The organism is Microbacterium natoriense (assembly GCF_030816295.1).
In the GTDB taxonomy this organism is placed as follows: Bacteria; Actinomycetota; Actinomycetes; order Actinomycetales; family Microbacteriaceae; genus Microbacterium; species Microbacterium natoriense_A.
On record NZ_JAUSXV010000001.1, the window covers coordinates 3,291,036 to 3,308,850 of the forward strand.

General features: G+C 68.2%; 19 protein-coding genes and 1 pseudogene. 3 read left to right on the forward strand and 17 right to left on the reverse strand.

The genetic code is table 11. The features are described 5' to 3' along the window. Positions 1-72: 72 nt before the first annotated feature. From QFZ53_RS15535 to QFZ53_RS15560, 6 genes are all read right to left on the reverse strand, one after another. Positions 73-990, reverse strand: a complete 918-nt coding sequence (locus QFZ53_RS15535; protein ID WP_307297987.1) for a glutamate ABC transporter substrate-binding protein — start codon at positions 988-990, stop codon at positions 73-75. 41 nt (positions 991-1,031) lie between these two features. After that, on the reverse strand, positions 1,032-1,781 hold the full coding sequence (locus tag QFZ53_RS15540) for an amino acid ABC transporter ATP-binding protein (protein ID WP_373426295.1): 750 nt from the start codon (positions 1,779-1,781) through the stop codon (positions 1,032-1,034). Between the two features lie 283 nt (positions 1,782-2,064). Continuing rightward, entirely contained in the window at positions 2,065-3,027 is a 963-nt protein-coding gene (locus QFZ53_RS15545; protein ID WP_307297989.1) for a TAXI family TRAP transporter solute-binding subunit, read from the reverse strand. Continuing rightward, positions 3,024-4,403 (reverse strand): sensor histidine kinase, encoded by a 1,380-nt coding sequence (locus QFZ53_RS15550; RefSeq protein ID WP_307297991.1) that lies wholly within the window; start codon positions 4,401-4,403, stop codon positions 3,024-3,026. The genes QFZ53_RS15545 and QFZ53_RS15550 overlap by 4 nt, the downstream gene beginning before the upstream one ends. A gap of 3 nt (positions 4,404-4,406) precedes the next feature. Beyond that, on the reverse strand, positions 4,407-5,078 hold the full coding sequence (locus QFZ53_RS15555; RefSeq protein ID WP_307297992.1) for a response regulator transcription factor: 672 nt from the start codon (positions 5,076-5,078) through the stop codon (positions 4,407-4,409). A 105-nt stretch (positions 5,079-5,183) separates the two neighbouring features. Further along, a complete protein-coding gene (locus QFZ53_RS15560; RefSeq protein WP_307297994.1) occupies positions 5,184-5,996 on the reverse strand; it encodes a TrmH family RNA methyltransferase in 813 nt (270 codons plus the stop codon). Positions 5,997-6,067: 71 nt separating this feature from the next. On the opposite strand from QFZ53_RS15560, the gene QFZ53_RS15565 reads away from it, so the two are divergent. Beyond that, positions 6,068-6,517 carry a ribosomal maturation YjgA family protein gene (locus QFZ53_RS15565; protein ID WP_307297995.1) on the forward strand — a complete coding sequence of 150 codons (450 nt, stop codon included), beginning with the start codon at positions 6,068-6,070 and terminating at the stop codon, positions 6,515-6,517. A gap of 8 nt (positions 6,518-6,525) precedes the next feature. Here the strand turns inward: QFZ53_RS15565 and rplT are convergent, their stop codons facing one another. From rplT to infC, 3 genes and pseudogenes are all read right to left on the reverse strand, one after another. Continuing rightward, a complete protein-coding gene (gene rplT, locus QFZ53_RS15570) occupies positions 6,526-6,912 on the reverse strand; it encodes a 50S ribosomal protein L20 (RefSeq protein WP_017202428.1) in 387 nt (128 codons plus the stop codon). A gap of 32 nt (positions 6,913-6,944) precedes the next feature. Further along, a complete protein-coding gene (gene rpmI, locus QFZ53_RS15575) occupies positions 6,945-7,139 on the reverse strand; it encodes a 50S ribosomal protein L35 (RefSeq protein ID WP_017828564.1) in 195 nt (64 codons plus the stop codon). A 72-nt stretch (positions 7,140-7,211) separates the two neighbouring features. Then, positions 7,212-7,887 (reverse strand): annotated as a pseudogene (gene infC, locus QFZ53_RS15580) (translation initiation factor IF-3). A 206-nt stretch (positions 7,888-8,093) separates the two neighbouring features. On the opposite strand from infC, the gene QFZ53_RS15585 reads away from it, so the two are divergent. After that, positions 8,094-8,492: a DUF1844 domain-containing protein gene (locus QFZ53_RS15585; RefSeq protein ID WP_047524328.1), complete on the forward strand. Its 399-nt coding sequence runs from the start codon at positions 8,094-8,096 to the stop codon at positions 8,490-8,492. Between the two features lie 323 nt (positions 8,493-8,815). Here QFZ53_RS15585 and QFZ53_RS15590 read toward each other — a convergent pair whose 3' ends face one another. From QFZ53_RS15590 to QFZ53_RS15615, 6 genes are all read right to left on the reverse strand, one after another. Continuing rightward, entirely contained in the window at positions 8,816-9,694 is an 879-nt protein-coding gene (locus tag QFZ53_RS15590) for an SseB family protein (protein ID WP_307298025.1), read from the reverse strand. Continuing rightward, on the reverse strand, positions 9,678-10,424 hold the full coding sequence (priA, locus tag QFZ53_RS15595) for a bifunctional 1-(5-phosphoribosyl)-5-((5-phosphoribosylamino)methylideneamino)imidazole-4-carboxamide isomerase/phosphoribosylanthranilate isomerase PriA (RefSeq protein ID WP_292909290.1): 747 nt from the start codon (positions 10,422-10,424) through the stop codon (positions 9,678-9,680). The genes QFZ53_RS15590 and priA overlap by 17 nt, the downstream gene beginning before the upstream one ends. A gap of 100 nt (positions 10,425-10,524) precedes the next feature. Beyond that, on the reverse strand, positions 10,525-11,160 hold the full coding sequence (gene hisH / locus QFZ53_RS15600) for an imidazole glycerol phosphate synthase subunit HisH (protein WP_292909289.1): 636 nt from the start codon (positions 11,158-11,160) through the stop codon (positions 10,525-10,527). Next, entirely contained in the window at positions 11,157-11,768 is a 612-nt protein-coding gene (gene hisB / locus QFZ53_RS15605; RefSeq protein WP_292909288.1) for an imidazoleglycerol-phosphate dehydratase HisB, read from the reverse strand. Before hisB ends, hisH begins: the two co-directional genes overlap by 4 nt. Next, complete coding sequence (locus tag QFZ53_RS15610; protein ID WP_307298027.1) at positions 11,765-12,859, reverse strand: histidinol-phosphate transaminase; 1,095 nt, start codon at positions 12,857-12,859, stop codon at positions 11,765-11,767. Before QFZ53_RS15610 ends, hisB begins: the two co-directional genes overlap by 4 nt. 117 nt (positions 12,860-12,976) lie before the next feature. Continuing rightward, entirely contained in the window at positions 12,977-13,339 is a 363-nt protein-coding gene (locus QFZ53_RS15615; RefSeq protein WP_292909286.1) for a LysM peptidoglycan-binding domain-containing protein, read from the reverse strand. Between the two features lie 294 nt (positions 13,340-13,633). Between QFZ53_RS15615 and lexA the strand changes: the two genes are divergently transcribed. Beyond that, entirely contained in the window at positions 13,634-14,320 is a 687-nt protein-coding gene (lexA, locus tag QFZ53_RS15620) for a transcriptional repressor LexA (RefSeq protein WP_292909285.1), read from the forward strand. Positions 14,321-14,438: 118 nt separating this feature from the next. On the opposite strand, the gene metE is transcribed toward lexA, so the two are convergent. Then, on the reverse strand, positions 14,439-16,751 hold the full coding sequence (gene metE, locus QFZ53_RS15625; RefSeq protein ID WP_307298030.1) for a 5-methyltetrahydropteroyltriglutamate--homocysteine S-methyltransferase: 2,313 nt from the start codon (positions 16,749-16,751) through the stop codon (positions 14,439-14,441). A 31-nt stretch (positions 16,752-16,782) separates the two neighbouring features. Continuing rightward, entirely contained in the window at positions 16,783-17,742 is a 960-nt protein-coding gene (locus QFZ53_RS15630) for a methylenetetrahydrofolate reductase (protein WP_307298033.1), read from the reverse strand. Between the last annotated feature and the right edge of the window lie 73 nt (positions 17,743-17,815).

Here is a 17,815-nt window from a genome sequence, read left to right on the forward strand (position 1 = left end):
TGCTCCTGTCGATTTCGGATGCTGATGCCGGACGGACAGCGGGCGGCCGGATCTCCGGCCGCCCGCTCAGGGTCAACCGACCGGGTCGACCTTCGGCTGGGTCGCCTTGACGCCGGAGGCGCCCAGGTTGTTGTCGAAGATCTGCTGCCAGATGTCGCCACCGTCGGTCAGCTGCGTGTTGAAGTACTCCACCAGTGCGGTGTCGCCCTTCGCGATGCCGATGCCGTAGCGCTCTTCGCTGAACGGCTCGCCGACGACCTTGATCTGCTCGGGGGCCTGTGCCGCGTAGCCGATGAGGATCGCCTCATCGGTGGTGACGGCATCCACCTGTCCGTTCTTCAGGTCCTCGACGCACTTGGAGTATGTGTCGTACTCCTTGGTCGGCACCTCGGGGTAGTTCGTCTTGATGTTCTGGATCGGCGTCGATCCCGTCGCCGAGCAGACCGTGGTCGAGGAGTCGAGGTCGTCGACGCTCTTGATCTTGCTGTCGGACGCGACGAGAAGGCCCTGACCGGTGATGAAGTAGGGACCCGCGAAGGAGATCTGCTCCTTGCGCTTGTCGTTGATCGAGTAGGTGCCGACGTAGTAGTCGATGTCGCCGTTCACGATCGCCTGCTCGCGGTTCGCCGAGGCGATCGCCTGGAACTCGATCTTCTCGGGGTCGACGCCGAGTGATGCGGCCATCCACCGGGCGATGTCGACGTCGAAGCCGGTGCGCTCGTTCGTCACCGGGTCGAGGTAGCCGAGACCGGGCTGGTCTTCCTTGACGCCCACCTTGATGGTGCCGCTCGACGAGATCCGGTCGAACGTGGGGCTCCCGTCGATCTTGACGTCCTTCTCCACCGTCCACGGCGTGCTGTTCGACGAAGGCTCCTCCTCCGTGCCGCCGCCGGTGCCGGTGCTGGTCGGCGTGCCGCTGTTGCAGGCGGTCAGCGCGAGCAGCGCTGCTGCCGCGATCCCGATTCCTGCCAGTGTCCGTGTGCGTCGCATGTGCGTCTCCTTCGTGTGCTGTGTGTGCAGGGCAGAAAAGTTCAGTGGGTGAGCAGCTTCGAGAGGAAGTCCTTGGCGCGATCGCTCTTCGGGTGCGTGAAGAACTCTTCGGGCGTGGCCTCTTCCACGATGCGGCCGTCGGCCATGAAGACGACCCTGTCGGCAGCCTTGCGGGCGAATCCCATCTCGTGCGTGACCACGATCATGGTCATCCCCTCGTGTGCGAGCTCGACCATCACATCGAGGACCTCGTTGATCATCTCGGGGTCGAGAGCGCTGGTGGGCTCGTCGAACAGCATCACCTTGGGGTGCATGGCGAGGGCGCGGGCGATGGCCACGCGCTGCTGCTGGCCGCCGGAGAGTTGAGCCGGGAGCTTCGACGCCTGCTTTGCGACGCCGACGCGTTCCAGGAGCGCCATGGCCTCTTTCTCGGCATCCGCCTTCTTGACGCCGCGGACCTTGATCGGCCCCAGGGTGACGTTCTCGAGGATCGTCAGGTGCGCGAACAGGTTGAACGACTGGAACACCATGCCGACGTCGGCCCGCAGGTGCGCGAGCCCCTTGCCCTCGGCGGGGAGCTCATCTCCGTCGATGCGGATGCTGCCGCTGGTGATCGTCTCGAGCCGGTTGATCGTGCGGCACAGCGTCGACTTGCCAGAGCCCGAGGGGCCGATCACGACGACGACCTCTCCTTCGTTCACGGTGAGGTCGATGTCGGTGAGCGCCTGGAATTCTCCGTAGTGCTTCTGGACGTTCTCGACCACCACGAGGGCCGAACCTGAGGTCATCATCTCTCCAAGCTAGCCACGTCGCTCGCGGGCTTCTAGGCCGCGCCTGCGACATTTACCCGTTCGTAACAGGGCGATCCGTCTACGCTGACATCCCACCGGGTCACCCCACGTCCTGCCCCTAGCAGGCCGTGGGGTCGCCTTGACTGCTGTCCTCAGCCCCCGGACGACGCAGTCAGGCTGGCACCCGATCGGTGTGATCACTGATGCGATCGACCCCAGATTGGCAGAGCAGCGCACACGAGTGAGGCTTTCTTGAGGATTTCTTGAGACTCACCGCCGGCACTCACTCACGCATCCCGCGATAGAACCCGACCGCCCCGGGATGCAGATCGACAGGGCTCGTGAAGATCGCCTGTCGTCGGTCGAGCAGAGCAGCGGCCGGCACCTGGGTCGCGATCCGCTGACGCGCGTCGAAGAGGGTGGAGAGGACGTCTCGGACGACCGCATCGGGTGTGGATGACGCGGTGATGAGGTAGTTGGGGACCGCCATGGTCGGGGCGCTCTCGGTCAGTCCGTACGTGCCGACGGGGAGGTCCGCGGTGCGATAGGCGTTCGCGTAGCGTTCGTTGACCGCCGTGACCCAGGTCCGCTCTATCGGCAGCAGCCGCACGGGCTGGGTCGCTGCGAGCTCCTCGATGCCCGGCGTCGGCAGTCCGCCCACCCAGAAGAAGCCGTCGATGCTCCCCGAACGCATCGCGCCGATCGAATCGCTCAGACCGAGCTGCGGATCGTCGACCGTGTCGATGTCGACCCCCGCGGCGTCGAGAACCCGCGTCGCGATCACATTCACGCCGGAATCGCGCGCGCCCAGTGACACGGTCGCTCCGGCGAGGTCGGTGATCGAGTCGATGTCGGAGTCTCCCCGCACGACCACGTGCAGGTACTCGTCGTACAGTCGCGCGATCGCGACGATCGGAAGCGCTTCGTCGAACGCTCCGGTCCCCATCTCGGCGTCGGCCGCAGCATCCGCCTGCGCGAATCCGAGCAGCGCCTCCCCCGTGCCGACGCGGCGGAGATTGTCGAGCGACCCGGCGGTCTGCTCCACCTGCATCGTGATGTCCAGCGCTTCCGACATGGTGTCGGCAATCCGCCCGCCGTAGTCGTAGTAGACGCCCGTCGGGCTGCCTCCGGCGATCGTGTAGGTCTGATCCGTCCACTCGCCGGCGCGAGACGCGCAGGCGCTCATGGCCAGCATCGCGATCACCGTCAGCACCCCTGCCGCGACCCTCCGCCCTGTCGCCCTCATTCCGCGCGTCCGTCCCGCAGACGCAGCGCCACCCGCAGACCTCCGCCGTCCGCCGGAGACACCAGAAGGTCTCCCCCGATCGAACGCATGAGGTCCGTCGCGATCGCGAGTCCGAGACCGCTGCCCGGCACGTCGTCGCCGTCCGCACCCCGCCAGAACCGATCGGCGGCCTGGACGGCCTGATCCGGAGTGAGGCCGGGTCCGTGGTCTCTCACGGTGATGCTGCACTCGACGCCGTCCCGTGCTGCGCGGAGATCGACGACGCCCCCGTCGGGTGAGAACTTCACGGCATTGTCGATGAGGGCGTCGAGAGCGCTCTCCACGATCATGCGGTCGGTGACGCTCAGCACGGCGTCGCCGCCGTCGGCGTTCAGCGTGACTCCGCGCTGCGCCGCGACCTCACGCCAGGCACCCGCGCGTCGCGCGGCGAGAGCCGTGAGGTCGACGGCGGAGAAGGTCGAATCGCCGCGCCCGCTTCGCGTGAGGGCGAGAAGCGTCTCCAGTATCTCCGTCATCCGCCGCCCCTCCTGCCGAGTCTCCTCGACGTCTCCGTCCCACTCGGGCCCCAGGCCGGTCGCGAGGTACTCGACGCGCAGCAGAAGGGCGTTGAGCGGATTGCGCAGTTCATGCGAGGCGTTGGCCGCGAATTCCTGCTGCCGCGCGACCACGCGTTCGATCTCGTCGGCCATGCCGTTGAACACCTGCGTCGCCCGGCGCAGTTCCGGCGGTCCCGTGTCGACATCGACGCGAGCGTCCATCGCGCCGTGCTCGATCGCGACCATCGCTTCATCGAGTCGGCGCACGGGCGACAGCACCCATCGGGCGAGCTGGAACACCAGTCCGATTCCCAGAGCGATCGACACGACGGCGATCACGGCGAAGATCGTGACCTGCCTGGCGATGGCGACACGAGCCGCTTCGCCGGTCGCCGAGATCATCACCGCGCCGATCACATCGCCGTCATCGAACACGGGCTCGACGAGCGACAGGTCTGCGACGACCCAGGGCTGCGCCGGCGTGGGGGTCTCCGCGCGGCGTCCGGAGAGTGCCTGAACGACCTGCTCGCCCTGCGTCTCGGACAGCGGACGGGACGACGCGATGTCGCTCGCCGCCCACACTCCTCCCGAGAGATCGAAGACCGCGACCTGCGTGCCGTACACCTCCTGGAAGCGGGCGGCCTCGGCGTCGAACACGGCAGTGCTGCCCGCGAGAAGAGACTGTCGTGCGGTCGTCACGAAGTAGCCGAGGTCGCCGAGCTGCTGCGTGTAGAAGGTCTGCTGGATGCTGCGCGCGGCGCTCCAGCCCGCCGCGCCGCCGAGGGCCAGCAGCACGGCGATCAGCGGAACCAGGAAGACGACGACGAGTCGGGCGCGCACAGGTCAGGAGCTCACGAGTCGATAGCCGACGCCGCGCACCGTCTCGATGAAGCGTCTCTCGCCGGCTTTTCGCCTGATCGCGCCGACGTGCACCTCGAGGGAGTGCGTGAAACCCCGCCAGTCGGTGTTCCACACCTCGCGGATCAGACGGTCCTTCGGCACCGCGACTCCCGGATGCCGTGCCAGCACCGCGACGATGTCGAACTCCTTCGGCGTGAGGTCGACGGGCGCGTCGCTGACCAGCAGCCGTCGCGCCACGAGATCGATCCGTACGTCGTCGCCGGACACCACGACGACGCGCTCGGCTTCGGTGTGGACGGGGCGCGAGCGCCGAGTGACGGCCTCGATCCGTGCGAGGAGTTCATGAACGTCGTAGGGCTTGACCACGAAATCGTCCGCACCGGCGCGAAGGCCTTTGATCCGCTCGGTGACCTGACTGCGCGCCGTGACGACGACGATCGGAACGTCGGAGCGCGCGCGGATACGCCGGCACAGGTCGATGCCGTCGACATCAGGCAGACCCAGATCCAGCAGGACGACCTCGGTGTGCGCGTCGAGGATCTGCAGGGCGGATGCTCCGTCCGACGCGCGTTCGGTCGCGTAACCCGACCTCGCGAGGAACGCGTCGAGCGCCGCTGCGACGCGCTCGTCGTCTTCGATTATCAGAATCCGCATCGATCCTGCCCCTTTTCAGCCGGCGCCCCCTCGCGCGGCGGACATCACCGCGCGCTACCGGGGATCTACCGTACCAGCCGGGCGAGGGCGCTCATGACCGGTCAATCACGACCCGGACGCGGCACGCTGTGCGAAGGCGCTCTCATACAGGCACACGCTCGCCGCCGTCGCGAGGTTCAGCGACTCGGCCCGTCCGAAGATCGGCAGTTTCAGCACATGGTCGGCGAGCGCGAGTGCATCGTCTTCCAGACCCCGCGCCTCATTGCCGAAGAGCCAGGCGGTCGGCTGCGCGAGGACCCCTTCTGCGCGCGCCGCGAGCAGATCGTCGCCCTTGACATCGGCGGCGAGCACGTTCAGTCCCGCAGCGTGCGCGTGCGCGATGACCTCGCGGAGGTCGGCCGCGACGGAGACGGGAAGGTGGAACAGCGACCCCGTCGTGGCGCGCACCACCTTGGGGTTGTAGGGGTCGACCGTGCGCCCCGTGAGCACGACGGCATCGGCGCCCGCCGCATCGGCCGCGCGGATGATGGTGCCGAGGTTGCCGGGGTCGCGGATCTCCTCGCAGATCGCCACGAGACGCGGGGCGGAGGCGAACACCTCGCGGACCGCGGTCGGGGTCTGCCGGACCACTGCGACGAGCCCCTGGGGCGTGACGGTGTCGGCCATCGCTCCCAGCACGTAGTCGGTCACGTGCACGGCGTCGACGCCGGCATCCGCCGCCTTCGCCCGGATGTCGGGGTGCTTCTCCCAGCCATTCGTCGTCGCGAACAGCTCGACGATCGCATCCGGCCGGTACGTCAGCGCCTCGCGGACGGCCTGCGGGCCCTCGAGAAGGTACAGCCCGGTCTCGGCGCGCGCACTGCGCTTGGTCAGTTTGGCGACGGCACGGACTCGGGGGGACCGGGGGTTCTCCAGCACGGTCTCAGTCTAGGGACAGCGAGGAGCTTTCCCTGCCAGCCTCGTCCTCGCCTGCAGAGTAGGGTGCCTCAATGACCTCTCCCCCAACGGTGGTGACTCGTCGCCGGACAGTGCTCGCGGGTCTCGCCGTCCTCGTCGTCGCCACCGGTCTGCTCGTGCATCGGTTCGTCGGCGGGCAGCTCGGCGACATCGCGGGCGACGCCTTGTATGCGGTGCTGATCTATCTGATTGCGGCGTTCGCGCTGCCGCGCTCCCCCGGGATGAGGCCGGCACTGATCGCCCTCGTGTTCTGCACAGGAGTAGAGCTTCTCCAGTTGACCGGCCTTCCGCAGGTCTGGGCCGCGGCTTTCCCGCCCTCCGCCCTGGTGCTCGGATCCGGTTTCGACCCGCGCGACCTCGTCGTCTACGCGCTGGCCGTCATCGTCGCGGCCGCCGCCGACGCGCTGCTCGCCAAGACGTCCCGCTCGACGCCCGTCGGACATGCGACAGGGCGCCCTCCCGAAGGAGAGCGCCCTGTGTAAAGAGGTGCTTACGCAGCCGACTTCGGCGCGTTGACGTCGGAAGGCAGGGCCTTCTTCGCCGTCTCCACCAGCGTGGTGAAGGTGGCGGCGTCGTTGACCGCGAGGTCAGCGAGCATACGACGGTCGACCGTGACACCCGCGAGGCCCAGGCCCTGGATGAAGCGGTTGTAGGTCATGCCGTTCTGGCGGGCAGCGGCGTTGATGCGCTGGATCCAGAGACGGCGGAAGTCGCCCTTGCGCTTGCGACGGTCCCGGTACGAGTAGACCAGGGAGTGGATGACCTGCTCTTTGGCCTTGCGGTAGAGGCGCGAACGCTGACCGCGGTAGCCGGAGGCGCGCTCGAGGATGACCCGACGCTTCTTGTGAGCGTTTACCGCCCGCTTGACTCTTGCCATTTTCCTGTGTTCCTATTCGTGCGTTCGGGCGCTCAGCGACCGAGAAGCTTCTTGGCGACCTTGGTGTCAGCCTTCGACAGCACCTGGTCCTGGTTGAGGCGACGGGTACGACGGCTCGACTTGTGCTCGAGGTTGTGGCGCATTCCGGCCTGCTGCTTCTTCAGCTTGCCGCTGCCGGTGATCTTGAAGCGCTTCTTAGCACCCGAGTGGGTCTTCTGCTTCGGCATCTTCTCTTCCTTCGTATGGCGCCTTTTCAGGCGACGGTGTCAACCCGCGGTGCGGGAGTCTGGGGGCGGGAGTTACTCCGCTGCGGCCGCGGCCGGCTCGTCGGTGTCGCTCTTGGCTTCGCGAGCAGCCTGCTTGTTCGCGGCGCGCTGCGCATCGCGAACGGCGTTCTGCTCCTGCTTGGCCTCGGACTTGCTCTTCAGCGGAGCCACGATCATCACCATGTTGCGACCGTCGATGGTCGGGTTCGACTCGACCGTTCCGAGCTCGGCGACGTCCTCTGCGAACTTGCGGAGAAGGCGGACACCCTGCTCGGGGCGCGACTGCTCGCGTCCGCGGAACAGGATCATCGCCTTCACCTTGTCGCCGGCCTTGAGGAAGCCCTCGGCACGCTTGAGCTTCGTCGTATAGTCGTGCGCCTCGATCTTCAGGGCGGAAGCGGACCTCCTTGAGGATGGTGTTCGCCTGGTTGCGGCGAGCTTCCTTCTCCTTCTGGGCGGCTTCGTACTTGAACTTGCCGTAGTCCATGATCTTGACCACGGGCGGCTTCGAGTTGGGTGCGACCTCGACGAGGTCGAGGTCGGCTTCCTGCGCAAGGCGCAGCGCCGCCTCGATGCGGACGACGCCGATCTGCTCACCCGCGGGGCCGACGAGGCGGACCTCGGGGACGCGGATGCGCTCATTGGTGCGGGGATCGCTGATGCGTGACTCCTTAGACGATGGTTTCGGCCACCAGGATGCTGTCGGCATCCCGGGCGAAATCGGAGTCGTCCCCCACCCGCCGGCATTCAGACGCCGGCTCTGCACCCAGACAACCGGGGCATCTCTCGATGCGATCCGGTGGAGTGCTAGACCCGGTAGCCTTGAACGGCAAGCGCGGGTGGGAAGTGAATCCTCTTTCGTACCAGAGCATGACGCTCCGGAGCCCGACACAGTCTAACAGAAGGCAAGGCGAAGTGACGAACCAGGCATCGGACGAGGCTGCACGCGAGCGCGAAGAGCGCTGGGCGCGGCAGGAGGAGGCGGCTTCCTCCGCCACGCGGGACATCGCGGACGTGCCCGCTGTGGAGGTCATCACCACCGCCGCCGTGCATCTCATGAGCGCAGCCGCGGTCAAGCTCGGGCTCGCGGACGACCCGGATGCCGCAGCGCAGCTCGACCTCGACGAGGCTCGCAAGCTCATCAACGCTCTGGCCGGCCTCATCACCGCCGGCGCGCCGGAGATCAGCGACATGCACGCGAGGTCTCTGCGCGACGGGCTCCGGTCGCTGCAGCTCGCGTTCCGCGAGGCGTCGAGCATCCCCGACCCGATCGGCAAGGGGCCGGGCGAGAAGTGGACCGGGCCGGTCAACTGAACTGACCGCCCCGGGCTGCGGTCCTCCAGGCTCCGGGATTCGCTCCTCAGGCAAAGAGCGGGGACCCTCCCGCTTCGCGGGACCCTCCCGATTTGCCGGAGGAGCGAATCCCTGCGCCTTCCGACCCTGCGCCCTCGCGTCACCGTTGACTTCGGCTGAAGAGCATGGGTGCGAACCGACTAGTCCTGGGCGACCAGTAGCGGGGCTCATCAAGCCGTTGTCTCGCTGTTCGCACACTGCCGGTCGTTGAGCGAGAGAGAGCAGCGAGCGAGACGAAACGCGGTGAGGCGCACGACTCATGCTCCGCGTCGGCACCGCATCGTTCAGGCCGAGCGGCGCAACTTCACGGTCAGGGAGTCGGCGAGCACGGCGATGCGATCGTCTGCCGCCCAGCGTTGCGCGAGGCGCTGCAGGACCGCATCCAGCACATCTTTTTCAAGGCCGTCGACGAGCTCGAGGATCACCACGAGCTCGGGGCCGCGCAGACGCGCATCGGGGTCTCCCGCGTCGACCGCCACGTCGATCACAGCCAGCTCGTGCGCCACACTGGCCTGGAGAGCCTGGAATACCTCGGGCGACAGGAAGCTCGGCTCCCACGTCTGCCCCTGGGCGACCGCCCAGACGGCAGGACGGCGGAGCACGAACTCGGTCTCAGAGGTCGGATCCAGAACGATCAGGTCGGTGTCCTCCGCCGAGGCCGCGAGAGCCGCACGCACCGCTTCTACCGGAATCGGCCGCGCGGTCGCATCCCACCTCTGCATCGCCTGCACAGAGGAGAAGACAGGCTGAACGCGACGCCCGTCAGGAGCGGCGACGGTCACGATCGACAATTCCTGGGTCTTGTCGACGACAAGCCCGGTGGGCCCGACGCCTTCGTCGCCCTTCTCGGCGACGAGAGGGATGAGGACGCGCGCCGAGCGGAAGGCGTCGACGACCTCGGCCTGCGACCCCTCACCCGACCGGAACCTCAGCAGGGCGTCGAGCAGAGCGGGATCAGCCGATCCGTCATCCCCGGCATGCGGGTTCGACTCGAAGCTGCGCCCCTCCCACGGGACGCCTGCCGAATCGCCGGCCCCGCCTGGAGGCGCCGAATCGCCGGCCCCGCCTGGAGGCGCAGAATCGCCGGCTCCGCCCTGACCGGCCGGGATGCCGTGGCCGTGCGACTCCGGTCCGCAGGAGAGGGGGTCAGTCTCCTGCGACATCCAGCGCCTCGGCCAGCGTGAACGCGCCGGCGTAGAGAGCCTTGCCGACGATCGCGCCTTCGACGCCGAGCGGCACGAGCTCGCGAAGAGCGACGATGTCATCGAGATTGGCGATGCCGCCGGAGGCGACGACGGGTTTCGGAGTGCGCGACGTCATCTCGCGCAGCAGCTCGAGGTTCGGGCCGCGCAGCGTTCCGTCCTTCGTGACGTCGGTGACGACGTACCGGCTGCAACCGGCATCCTCGAGCCTGGCCAGGACCTCCCAGAGGTCGCCGCCGTCCTTGGTCCAGCCACGAGCGGCGAGCGTCGTGCCGCGCACGTCGAGGCCGACCGCGATCGCTTCGCCGTAGCGGCCGATCACGTCGGCCGCCCACTCCGGGTTCTCCAACGCGGCCGTGCCGAGGTTGATGCGTGTAGCCCCGCTCTCGAGCGCCGCCTCGAGGGTGGCGTCGTCACGGATGCCGCCGGAGAGTTCGACGTTCACGTTCTTGAACTGCTTGATGACCTTGCGCAGGATCGGCGCGTTGCTGCCGCGCCCGAAGGCCGCGTCGAGGTCGACGAGGTGGATCCACTGCGCACCCTGTGCGACCCACTCCCCCGCGGCGTCCAGCGGGTCGCCATAGCTGGTCTCGCTTCCGGCCTCGCCCTGCGTGAGACGGACGGCCTTGCCGCCGGCGACGTCGACCGCAGGGAGCAGAGTGAGCGAAGGGGACTGTGCGAAGTCGTTCATGACGTCCTTGAGTGGTGGGAGGGCGCCCATGGCGGGCACGAGAAACGAGGGTACCCCTGCGATCGACGCTCACCCAAATGCGTGACGTCGAACACCGGGATCAGAGGCTTCCGACCCAGTTGCGCAGCAGCTGGATGCCGGCGTCCCCCGACTTCTCCGGGTGGAACTGCGTGGCCGACAGCGGTCCGTTCTCGACCGCCGCGAGGAAGGGGTCGCCATACGTCGTCCATGTGAGCACGGGCTGCGGGAACGGCGGGATCACGTCGAGCTCCCACGACTGCGCGGCATAGGAGTGCACGAAGTAGAAGCGCTCGTCTTCGATGCCCCGGAACAGCACGCTGTCATCGCCGGGCTCGACCGTGTTCCAGCCCATGTGCGGGAGGACGGGGGCGTTGAGCTCGGTGACCGCACCCGGCCACTCGCCGAGACCCTCCGTGTCACGCCCCCGCTCGACCCCGTGGGCGAAGAGCACCTGCATGCCCACGCAGATGCCGAGCACCGGTCGCCCGCCCGCGAGTCGACGGTCGATGATCTCGTCACCGCCGTGCGCGTACAGGGCGTCGCGGACGGCCTGGAAGGCACCGACGCCGGGCACGACGAGACCATCGGCCTCGAGCGCGAGCTTCTTGTCTCGCGTGAGCACGGCATCCGCACCGGCGGCGACGAGAGCTTTGACCGCGGAGTGCACGTTGCCGGATTCGTAGTCGAAGACGGCGACTCTCGGTGCAGTGCTCACAGTGCGCCCTTGGTCGACGGGATGCCGTCGACCAGTGGATCGAGTGCCTTCGCCTGGCGGAACGCACGTGCGAACGCCTTGTACTCCGCTTCCGCGATGTGGTGCGGGTCACGGCCGCCGAGAACGCGCACGTGCACAGTGAGACCGGCGTTGAAGGTGATGGCTTCGAAAGAGTGACGCACGAGCGCGCCGGTGAAGTGGCCGCCGATGAGGTGGAACTCGAAGCCCGTCGGCTCGCCTTCGTGCACGAGGTACGGACGCCCCGAGATGTCGACGACAGCCTGAGCGAGAGCCTCGTCGAGAGGCACGAGAGCGTCGCCGTACCGCGAGATGCCCGACTTGTCGCCGAGTGCCTCGCGGATCGCCTGGCCGAGCACGATCGAGACGTCCTCGACCGTGTGGTGCGCGTCGATGTCGGTGTCGCCGGACGCGCGCACGGTGAGGTCGGTGAGCGAGTGCTTCGCGAACGCCGTGAGCATGTGATCGAAGAACGGCACGGAGGTGTCGATGTGACTGACGCCCGTCCCGTCGAGGTTCAACTCGAGTTCGACGGTCGACTCGGACGTGCTGCGGACACGACGAGAGGTGCGAGGCGCGGGGGTGCTCATGAAGCCGATCCTATCGAGGCGAGAGCGTCCAGGAACGCCGTGGTCTCCGCCTCGGTTCCCGCGGTGACGCGGAGGTGCCCGGGGATCCCGACGTCGCGGATGAGCACGCCCTGGTCGTACAGCCCCTGCCAGGTCGCCTTCGGATCGGACACGCCACCGAACAGGACGAAGTTCGACCAGGACTCGTGGGGGGTGTAGCCGAGCGCCTCGAGCGTGGCCGAGATGCGGTCGCGCTGCTCGACGATCTCGTCGACCATCCCCAGCATCACGTCGGCGTTGCGCAGAGCGGCGACGGCAGCGGCCTGCGTGAGCGCACTCAGGTGGTACGGCAGACGCACCAGCCTCAGTGCGTCGATGAACGCGGGGTCGGCGGCGAGATAGCCGACTCGGGCGCCCGCGAAGGCGAAGGCCTTGCTCATGGTCCGCGAGACGGCGAGGCGCGGACGCCCCTCGAGCAGGCTGAGAGCGGATGCCGCATCCCGCGGCGCGAACTCCTGATAGGCCTCGTCCACGATCACGATGCCACGAGCCGCGTCGTACACCGCCTCGACCACGTCGAGCCCGAGCGGCGTGCCGGTCGGATTGTTCGGCGAGCACAACAGGATCACGTCGGGATCCGCGTCGCGCACCTGCGCCGCGGCGTCGTCCGGGGTGATCGTGTAGTCCGGCTCGCGGGTGCCGGCCACCCAGCGGGCACCTGTCCCCTGAGCGATCAGCGGATACATCGAATAGGTGGGCGCGAAACTGAACGCGGTGCGCCCAGGGCCGCCGAAGGCCTGCAGGATGTGCTGCAGCACCTCATTCGATCCGTTGCCCGCCCAGATCTGCTCGGAGGTCAGACCGTGCCCGAGGTACGACGCGAACGCCTCACGCAGCGTCGTGAACTCCCGGTCGGGGTAGCGGTTCACGTCGCGGATCGCGACCGCGATGTCGTCGAGGATGTCGCTGGCGACAGCATCCGGCACCGGATGGGTGTTCTCGTTGACGTTGAGCGCGATCGGGAGGGGAGCCTGCGGTGCACCGTAAGGCGTCAGCCCCCGGAGGTCGTCGCGAAGCGGCAGGTCGTCAAGAGAAGCGGTCACCCTTCCCATGCTAGAACGCACCGGCTATGCAACCGAGCCAGGTGACACACTTCGCCCCTTGGGTTCCTGAGCCTGCCGAAGGACGCTCCCAGAACCGAACGATGGTCAGTTCGTGTACATCGATGGTCAGTTCGTGTACCGAGCAGGGATCGCGAGCTCGTCACCGACCTGCAGGGTCGAACCCTCGAGCATGTTGAGGTCGCTGATCTCGTCCATGACGCCGCGCGGGTCCTCATTCGGAGCGACCTTCGAGGCGATCGACCAGAGCGAGTCACCGGGCACGACCGTGACGGTCTCGAACGTCGCCGTGGAGACCGCGTCGTTCGAGGCCAGAGCGCTGCCGCCGCTGAGGACGCCGAATGCGATACCAGCGGCGAGAGGGATCGACGCGAGAGCCAGGAGCACACGGCGACCACGCGCCGTCACTCGCAGGCGCGTCGCCGGACGTGCCGGAAGAACTGCCGCGGTGCCGAAGGCGATGGTGCTCATGTCGTGCTCCTTCTCGTCGCTTCCCTGCGGGAAGCCCCCTGAGGGGGAAGTTGGCGTAGCGTTCGCATTCAGGACTCGGCCGGGAGCCGTGGATGCGAAGCTACGTTCCGAATCTATATTCGAATTCGAACATCTGTCAAGCGTTCTTCGAAACCTGGTTCGAGAATCTGCCGACACGCTCGAACAGATCTTCCAGATCGGCCCGTTTCTCGGATACGGTTTCGATACGGACACCACATCACGGACCACCGACATTCGAACTGCGGCCCCGGAATCACGCATCTAAGGAGCACGATGAGCGACAACTCCGCACCTGAGCCCGAGGCGCCGCGCACCCGTCGCCGCAAGAGCCTGAGCCCCAAGCAGATGGCGATCCTCGAGGTGATCCAGAACTCGATCAGCCGGCACGGCTATCCGCCGAGCATGCGCGAGATCGGCGACGCCGTCGGCCTCAAGTCGCTGTCGAGCGTCACCCATCAGCTCGGCCAGCTCGAGCTCAGCGGCTACCTGCGCCGCGACCCTGGAAAGACCCGTGCCATGGAGGTGCTGATCGATCTGCCAGGCACGAGCGGCGAGAACCCCGCCGACGTCGCGACCCCGGTGGGCGATGCCGCCCTGGTTCCGCTCGTCGGACGCATCGCAGCCGGAGTCCCGATCACGGCCGATCAGCAGGTCGAGGAGATCTTCCCGCTTCCCCGCCAGCTGGTGGGCAAGGGCGACCTGTTCATGCTCAAGGTGTCAGGCGAGTCCATGATCGACGCGGCGATCTGCGACGGCGACTGGGTCGTCGTCCGCACCCAGCACACGGCCGAGAACGGCGAGATCGTCGCCGCCATGCTCGACGGCGAGGCCACGGTCAAGGTCCTCCGCCGTCGAGACGGTCACACCTGGCTGCTCCCCCGGAACTCCGCCTTCGAACCGATCCTCGGCGACGAATCGACGATCCTCGGCAAGGTCGTCGCGGTGCTCCGCGCCGTCTGAACGGTCTCCGACGCGCAGAAGCCCCCTTCACAGGTGAAGGGGGCTTCTGCTGTTCGCGGCAGCGCCGGCATCCGTCCTCGACGGGCTCCCGGCGCTGCTGCGTCCCGACGATCCTCGATCAGACGGCGACCGAGACATCCTCCCGGACGCGACGGGTCGCCTCGACGATGTTGCGCAGCGACGCGACCGTCTCGTCGTATCCGCGGGTCTTCAGACCGCAATCCGGGTTCACCCAGAGCTGACGCAGCGGGATCTCGTCGACGGCCCGGCGCAGGAGCGCCTCGACCTCCTCGACGCTCGGCACGCGCGGCGAGTGGATGTCGTACACGCCGGGCCCGATGCCGTGGTCGAAGCCCGACTCGGCGACGTCCGCGACGACCTCCATACGGCTGCGTGCCGCCTCGATCGAGGTGACGTCGGCGTCGAGCGCCCGGATCGCGTCGATCACGACCCCGAACTCCGAGTAGCAGAGGTGCGTGTGCACCTGCGTGCCCGAGGCGGCTCCACCCGTGGCGAGACGGAACGAGTCCACCGACCACTGCAGGTACTCGGGCTGGTCCGCCTTCTTGAGCGGGAGCAGCTCGCGCAGCGCGGGCTCGTCGACCTGGATGATCGCGATGCCCGCGGCCTCGAGGTCGGCGATCTCATCGCGCAGCGCGAGCGCGACCTGGTTGGCCGTCTCGGCGAGCGGCTGGTCGTCGCGGACGAACGACCAGGCGAGGATCGTCACGGGGCCCGTGAGCATGCCCTTCATGTGCGCGGTGGTCAGGGACTGCGCGTACGTGGACCAGCCCACCGTGATGGGCGCCGGACGCGAGACGTCGCCCCAGAGGATGGACGGACGCGTCGCGCGGGAACCGTAGGACTGCACCCAGCCGTTCTCGGTGACGTCGAAGCCATCGAGGTTCTCGGCGAAGTACTGCACCATGTCGTTGCGCTCCGGCTCGCCGTGCACGAGGACGTCGAGACCGAGATCCTCCTGCAGCGAGACGACGCTGGCGACCTCGCGCCGCAGGAACTCCTCGTAGTCCTCCACGGGGATCTCGCCCTTCGTGAAGCGGGCGCGTGCCTGGCGGATGTCACCGGTCTGCGGGAACGATCCGATCGTGGTGAGCGGCAGGGCGGGCAGGCCGAGCGCCTCCTGGGCCGCTTCGCGCTCCTCGTACGACGCACGCGAGAAGTCGGCGTCGGTGAGGGCGCGATCGCGCACGGCGCCGTCGCGCACGCCCGGGGCCGACAGCCGGTCGGCCAGGGCGGCGGATGCCGCGTCGAGCTCGGCCGCGATCGCGCTGCGTCCTTCGGCGAGGCCGCGAGCGAGGGTCACGACCTGCGCGACCTTCTGGTCGGCGAACGCGAGCCATGAGACCAGGCGCGCGTCGAGCTTCGTCTCGTCGTCGACGTCATGCGGCACGTGCAGCAGCGAGGTGGAGGTGGATGCCGAGACGGATGCCGCACCGAGTCCGCCCAGCGCCTCGAGCTTGTCGGCCGCCGCAGCGAGATCGCCGCGCCAGATGTTGTGCCCGTCGATCGCTCCCCCGACGAGGGCCTTGCCTTCGAGGCCCGGGACCTGCGCGGGCACTCCACCGCGGACGAGGTCCACCGCGATCGCCTCGATCGGGGCGGCGGCGAGCACCGGGAACACCTCGCCGAGGTCGGCGTAGGGAGCTGCGACCAGGATCGAGGGACGGTCGGACGAGCCACCGAGCACAGCCAGAGCGCGGGCCGCAGCATCCGCCAGCTGGGCGACGGACGCGGGCAGCGACTCGCTCACGAGCGCCGGTTCGTCGAGCTGCACCCACTCCGCTCCCGCATCCTTCAGGGCCGCGAGGAGTTCGACGTAGACGGGCAGAAGGTCGTCGAGGCGGGAAAGCGGGTCGAAGTCGTCGGGCGCGCCGTCCGCCGCCTTCGCCAGCGCGAGGAGCGTGACGGGTCCGACGATCACGGGACGCGTCACGAAGCCGGCGGCGACGCCCTCGGCGACGTCGCGCACGAGACGGTCGTCGGAGAGCGAGAAGCTCGTGTCCGGCCCGATCTCGGGCACCAGGTAGTGATAGTTCGAGTCGAACCACTTCGTCATCTCGAGCGGAGCGCGATCGCCCTCACCGCGCGCGATCGTGAAGTAGGCGGGAAGCCCGATCTTGCCGTCCGCCGCGCGGAGGTCTTCGAAGCGTGCGGGGATCGCACCGACGGCGACTGCGGCGTCGAGCACCTGGTCGTAGAAGGAGAACGACTCGGGGATGGCGGAGTCGGCGCGGCCGAGACCGAGCGAGGCGAGTCGTTCGCGGGTCGCGGCTCGGAGTTCCGCGGCGGTCGCCTCGAGCTGGGCGAGGTCGGAGCGACCGGCCCAGAACGCCTCGACGGCCTTCTTGAGCTCGCGGCGTCGGCCGATGCGGGGGTAGCCGAGGATGGTGCCCTCAGGGAATCCGGACATGGTGGAGCCTTTCGATGGGGGTTCAGCGGGGTCAGCGGATGCGAGCGACCGGCAGGACGCCGGCCTCTTCGAGAACGGTGAGCACGGTGTCGTGCTGGTTGAACGCGTACAGGTGGATGCCGGGGGCACCGCCCGCGATCACCTCGCGGGCGAGACGGGCCGCCCACTCGACGCCGATCTCATGGCGCCCCTCCGGCGTCGGCTCGACATCGAGCGCGATGGCGAGTTCGCTCGGCAGGATCTCGCCCGTCAGCTCGAGCACGCGAGCCAGACGCACAGGCGACACGATCGGCATGATGCCGGGGAGGATCGGGATGGTGACCCCCTCGGCGCGCGCCTTCTCGACGAAGCTCAGGTAGTCGTCGGAGTGGAAGAACAGCTGTGTGATCGCCGACGTCGCACCCGCCGCCTGCTTCGCGAGCAGGGCGTCGATGTCCTGCCAGCGATGGGTCGACCGCGGATGCCCGTTCGGGAAGGCCGCCACGGCGACGGACGCCTTCCGCCGGGCACCCACCGTCGCTGCTCCCGGGAACCCCGGGACGGGCGACTCCTCGTAGGGCGACCGTTCCGCCTGCACGCGATCGATCAGCTGCACGAGCTGCGCCGCGCTCTCGAGGTCGCCGAGGAACGGCTCGTCGTGGCCGACAGGCGGGTCGCCGCGCAGCGCGAGGAAGCTGAGGATTCCGGCATCCAGGAACTCCCTGATGAGGCCCGCCGCTCCCGCATAGGTGTTGCCGACGCAGGTGATGTGCGCGAGCGGCTCGACGTCGGTGTGCTCGCGGATGAATCGCAGCACTTCGAGCGAGCGCCCGCCGGTCGAGCCGCCGGCGCCGTAGGTCACCGAGATGAAGTCCGGCCCTGCGGCGGCGAGCCGTCGCACCGTCTCGTGCAGCGCCGTCTGGCTCGACTCGGAGCGCGGCGGGTACAGCTCGAACGAGAACGGCACTCTGCTGGTCCGATCTGCAGAGGGCTTCGTCGTCTCGGAAGACATCTTCTACTCCAGGGGACAGGGCGGGCACAGGGCCGCGAACGACGCGCTTCTGCGTCTCTTTCGCGGGCGGGTG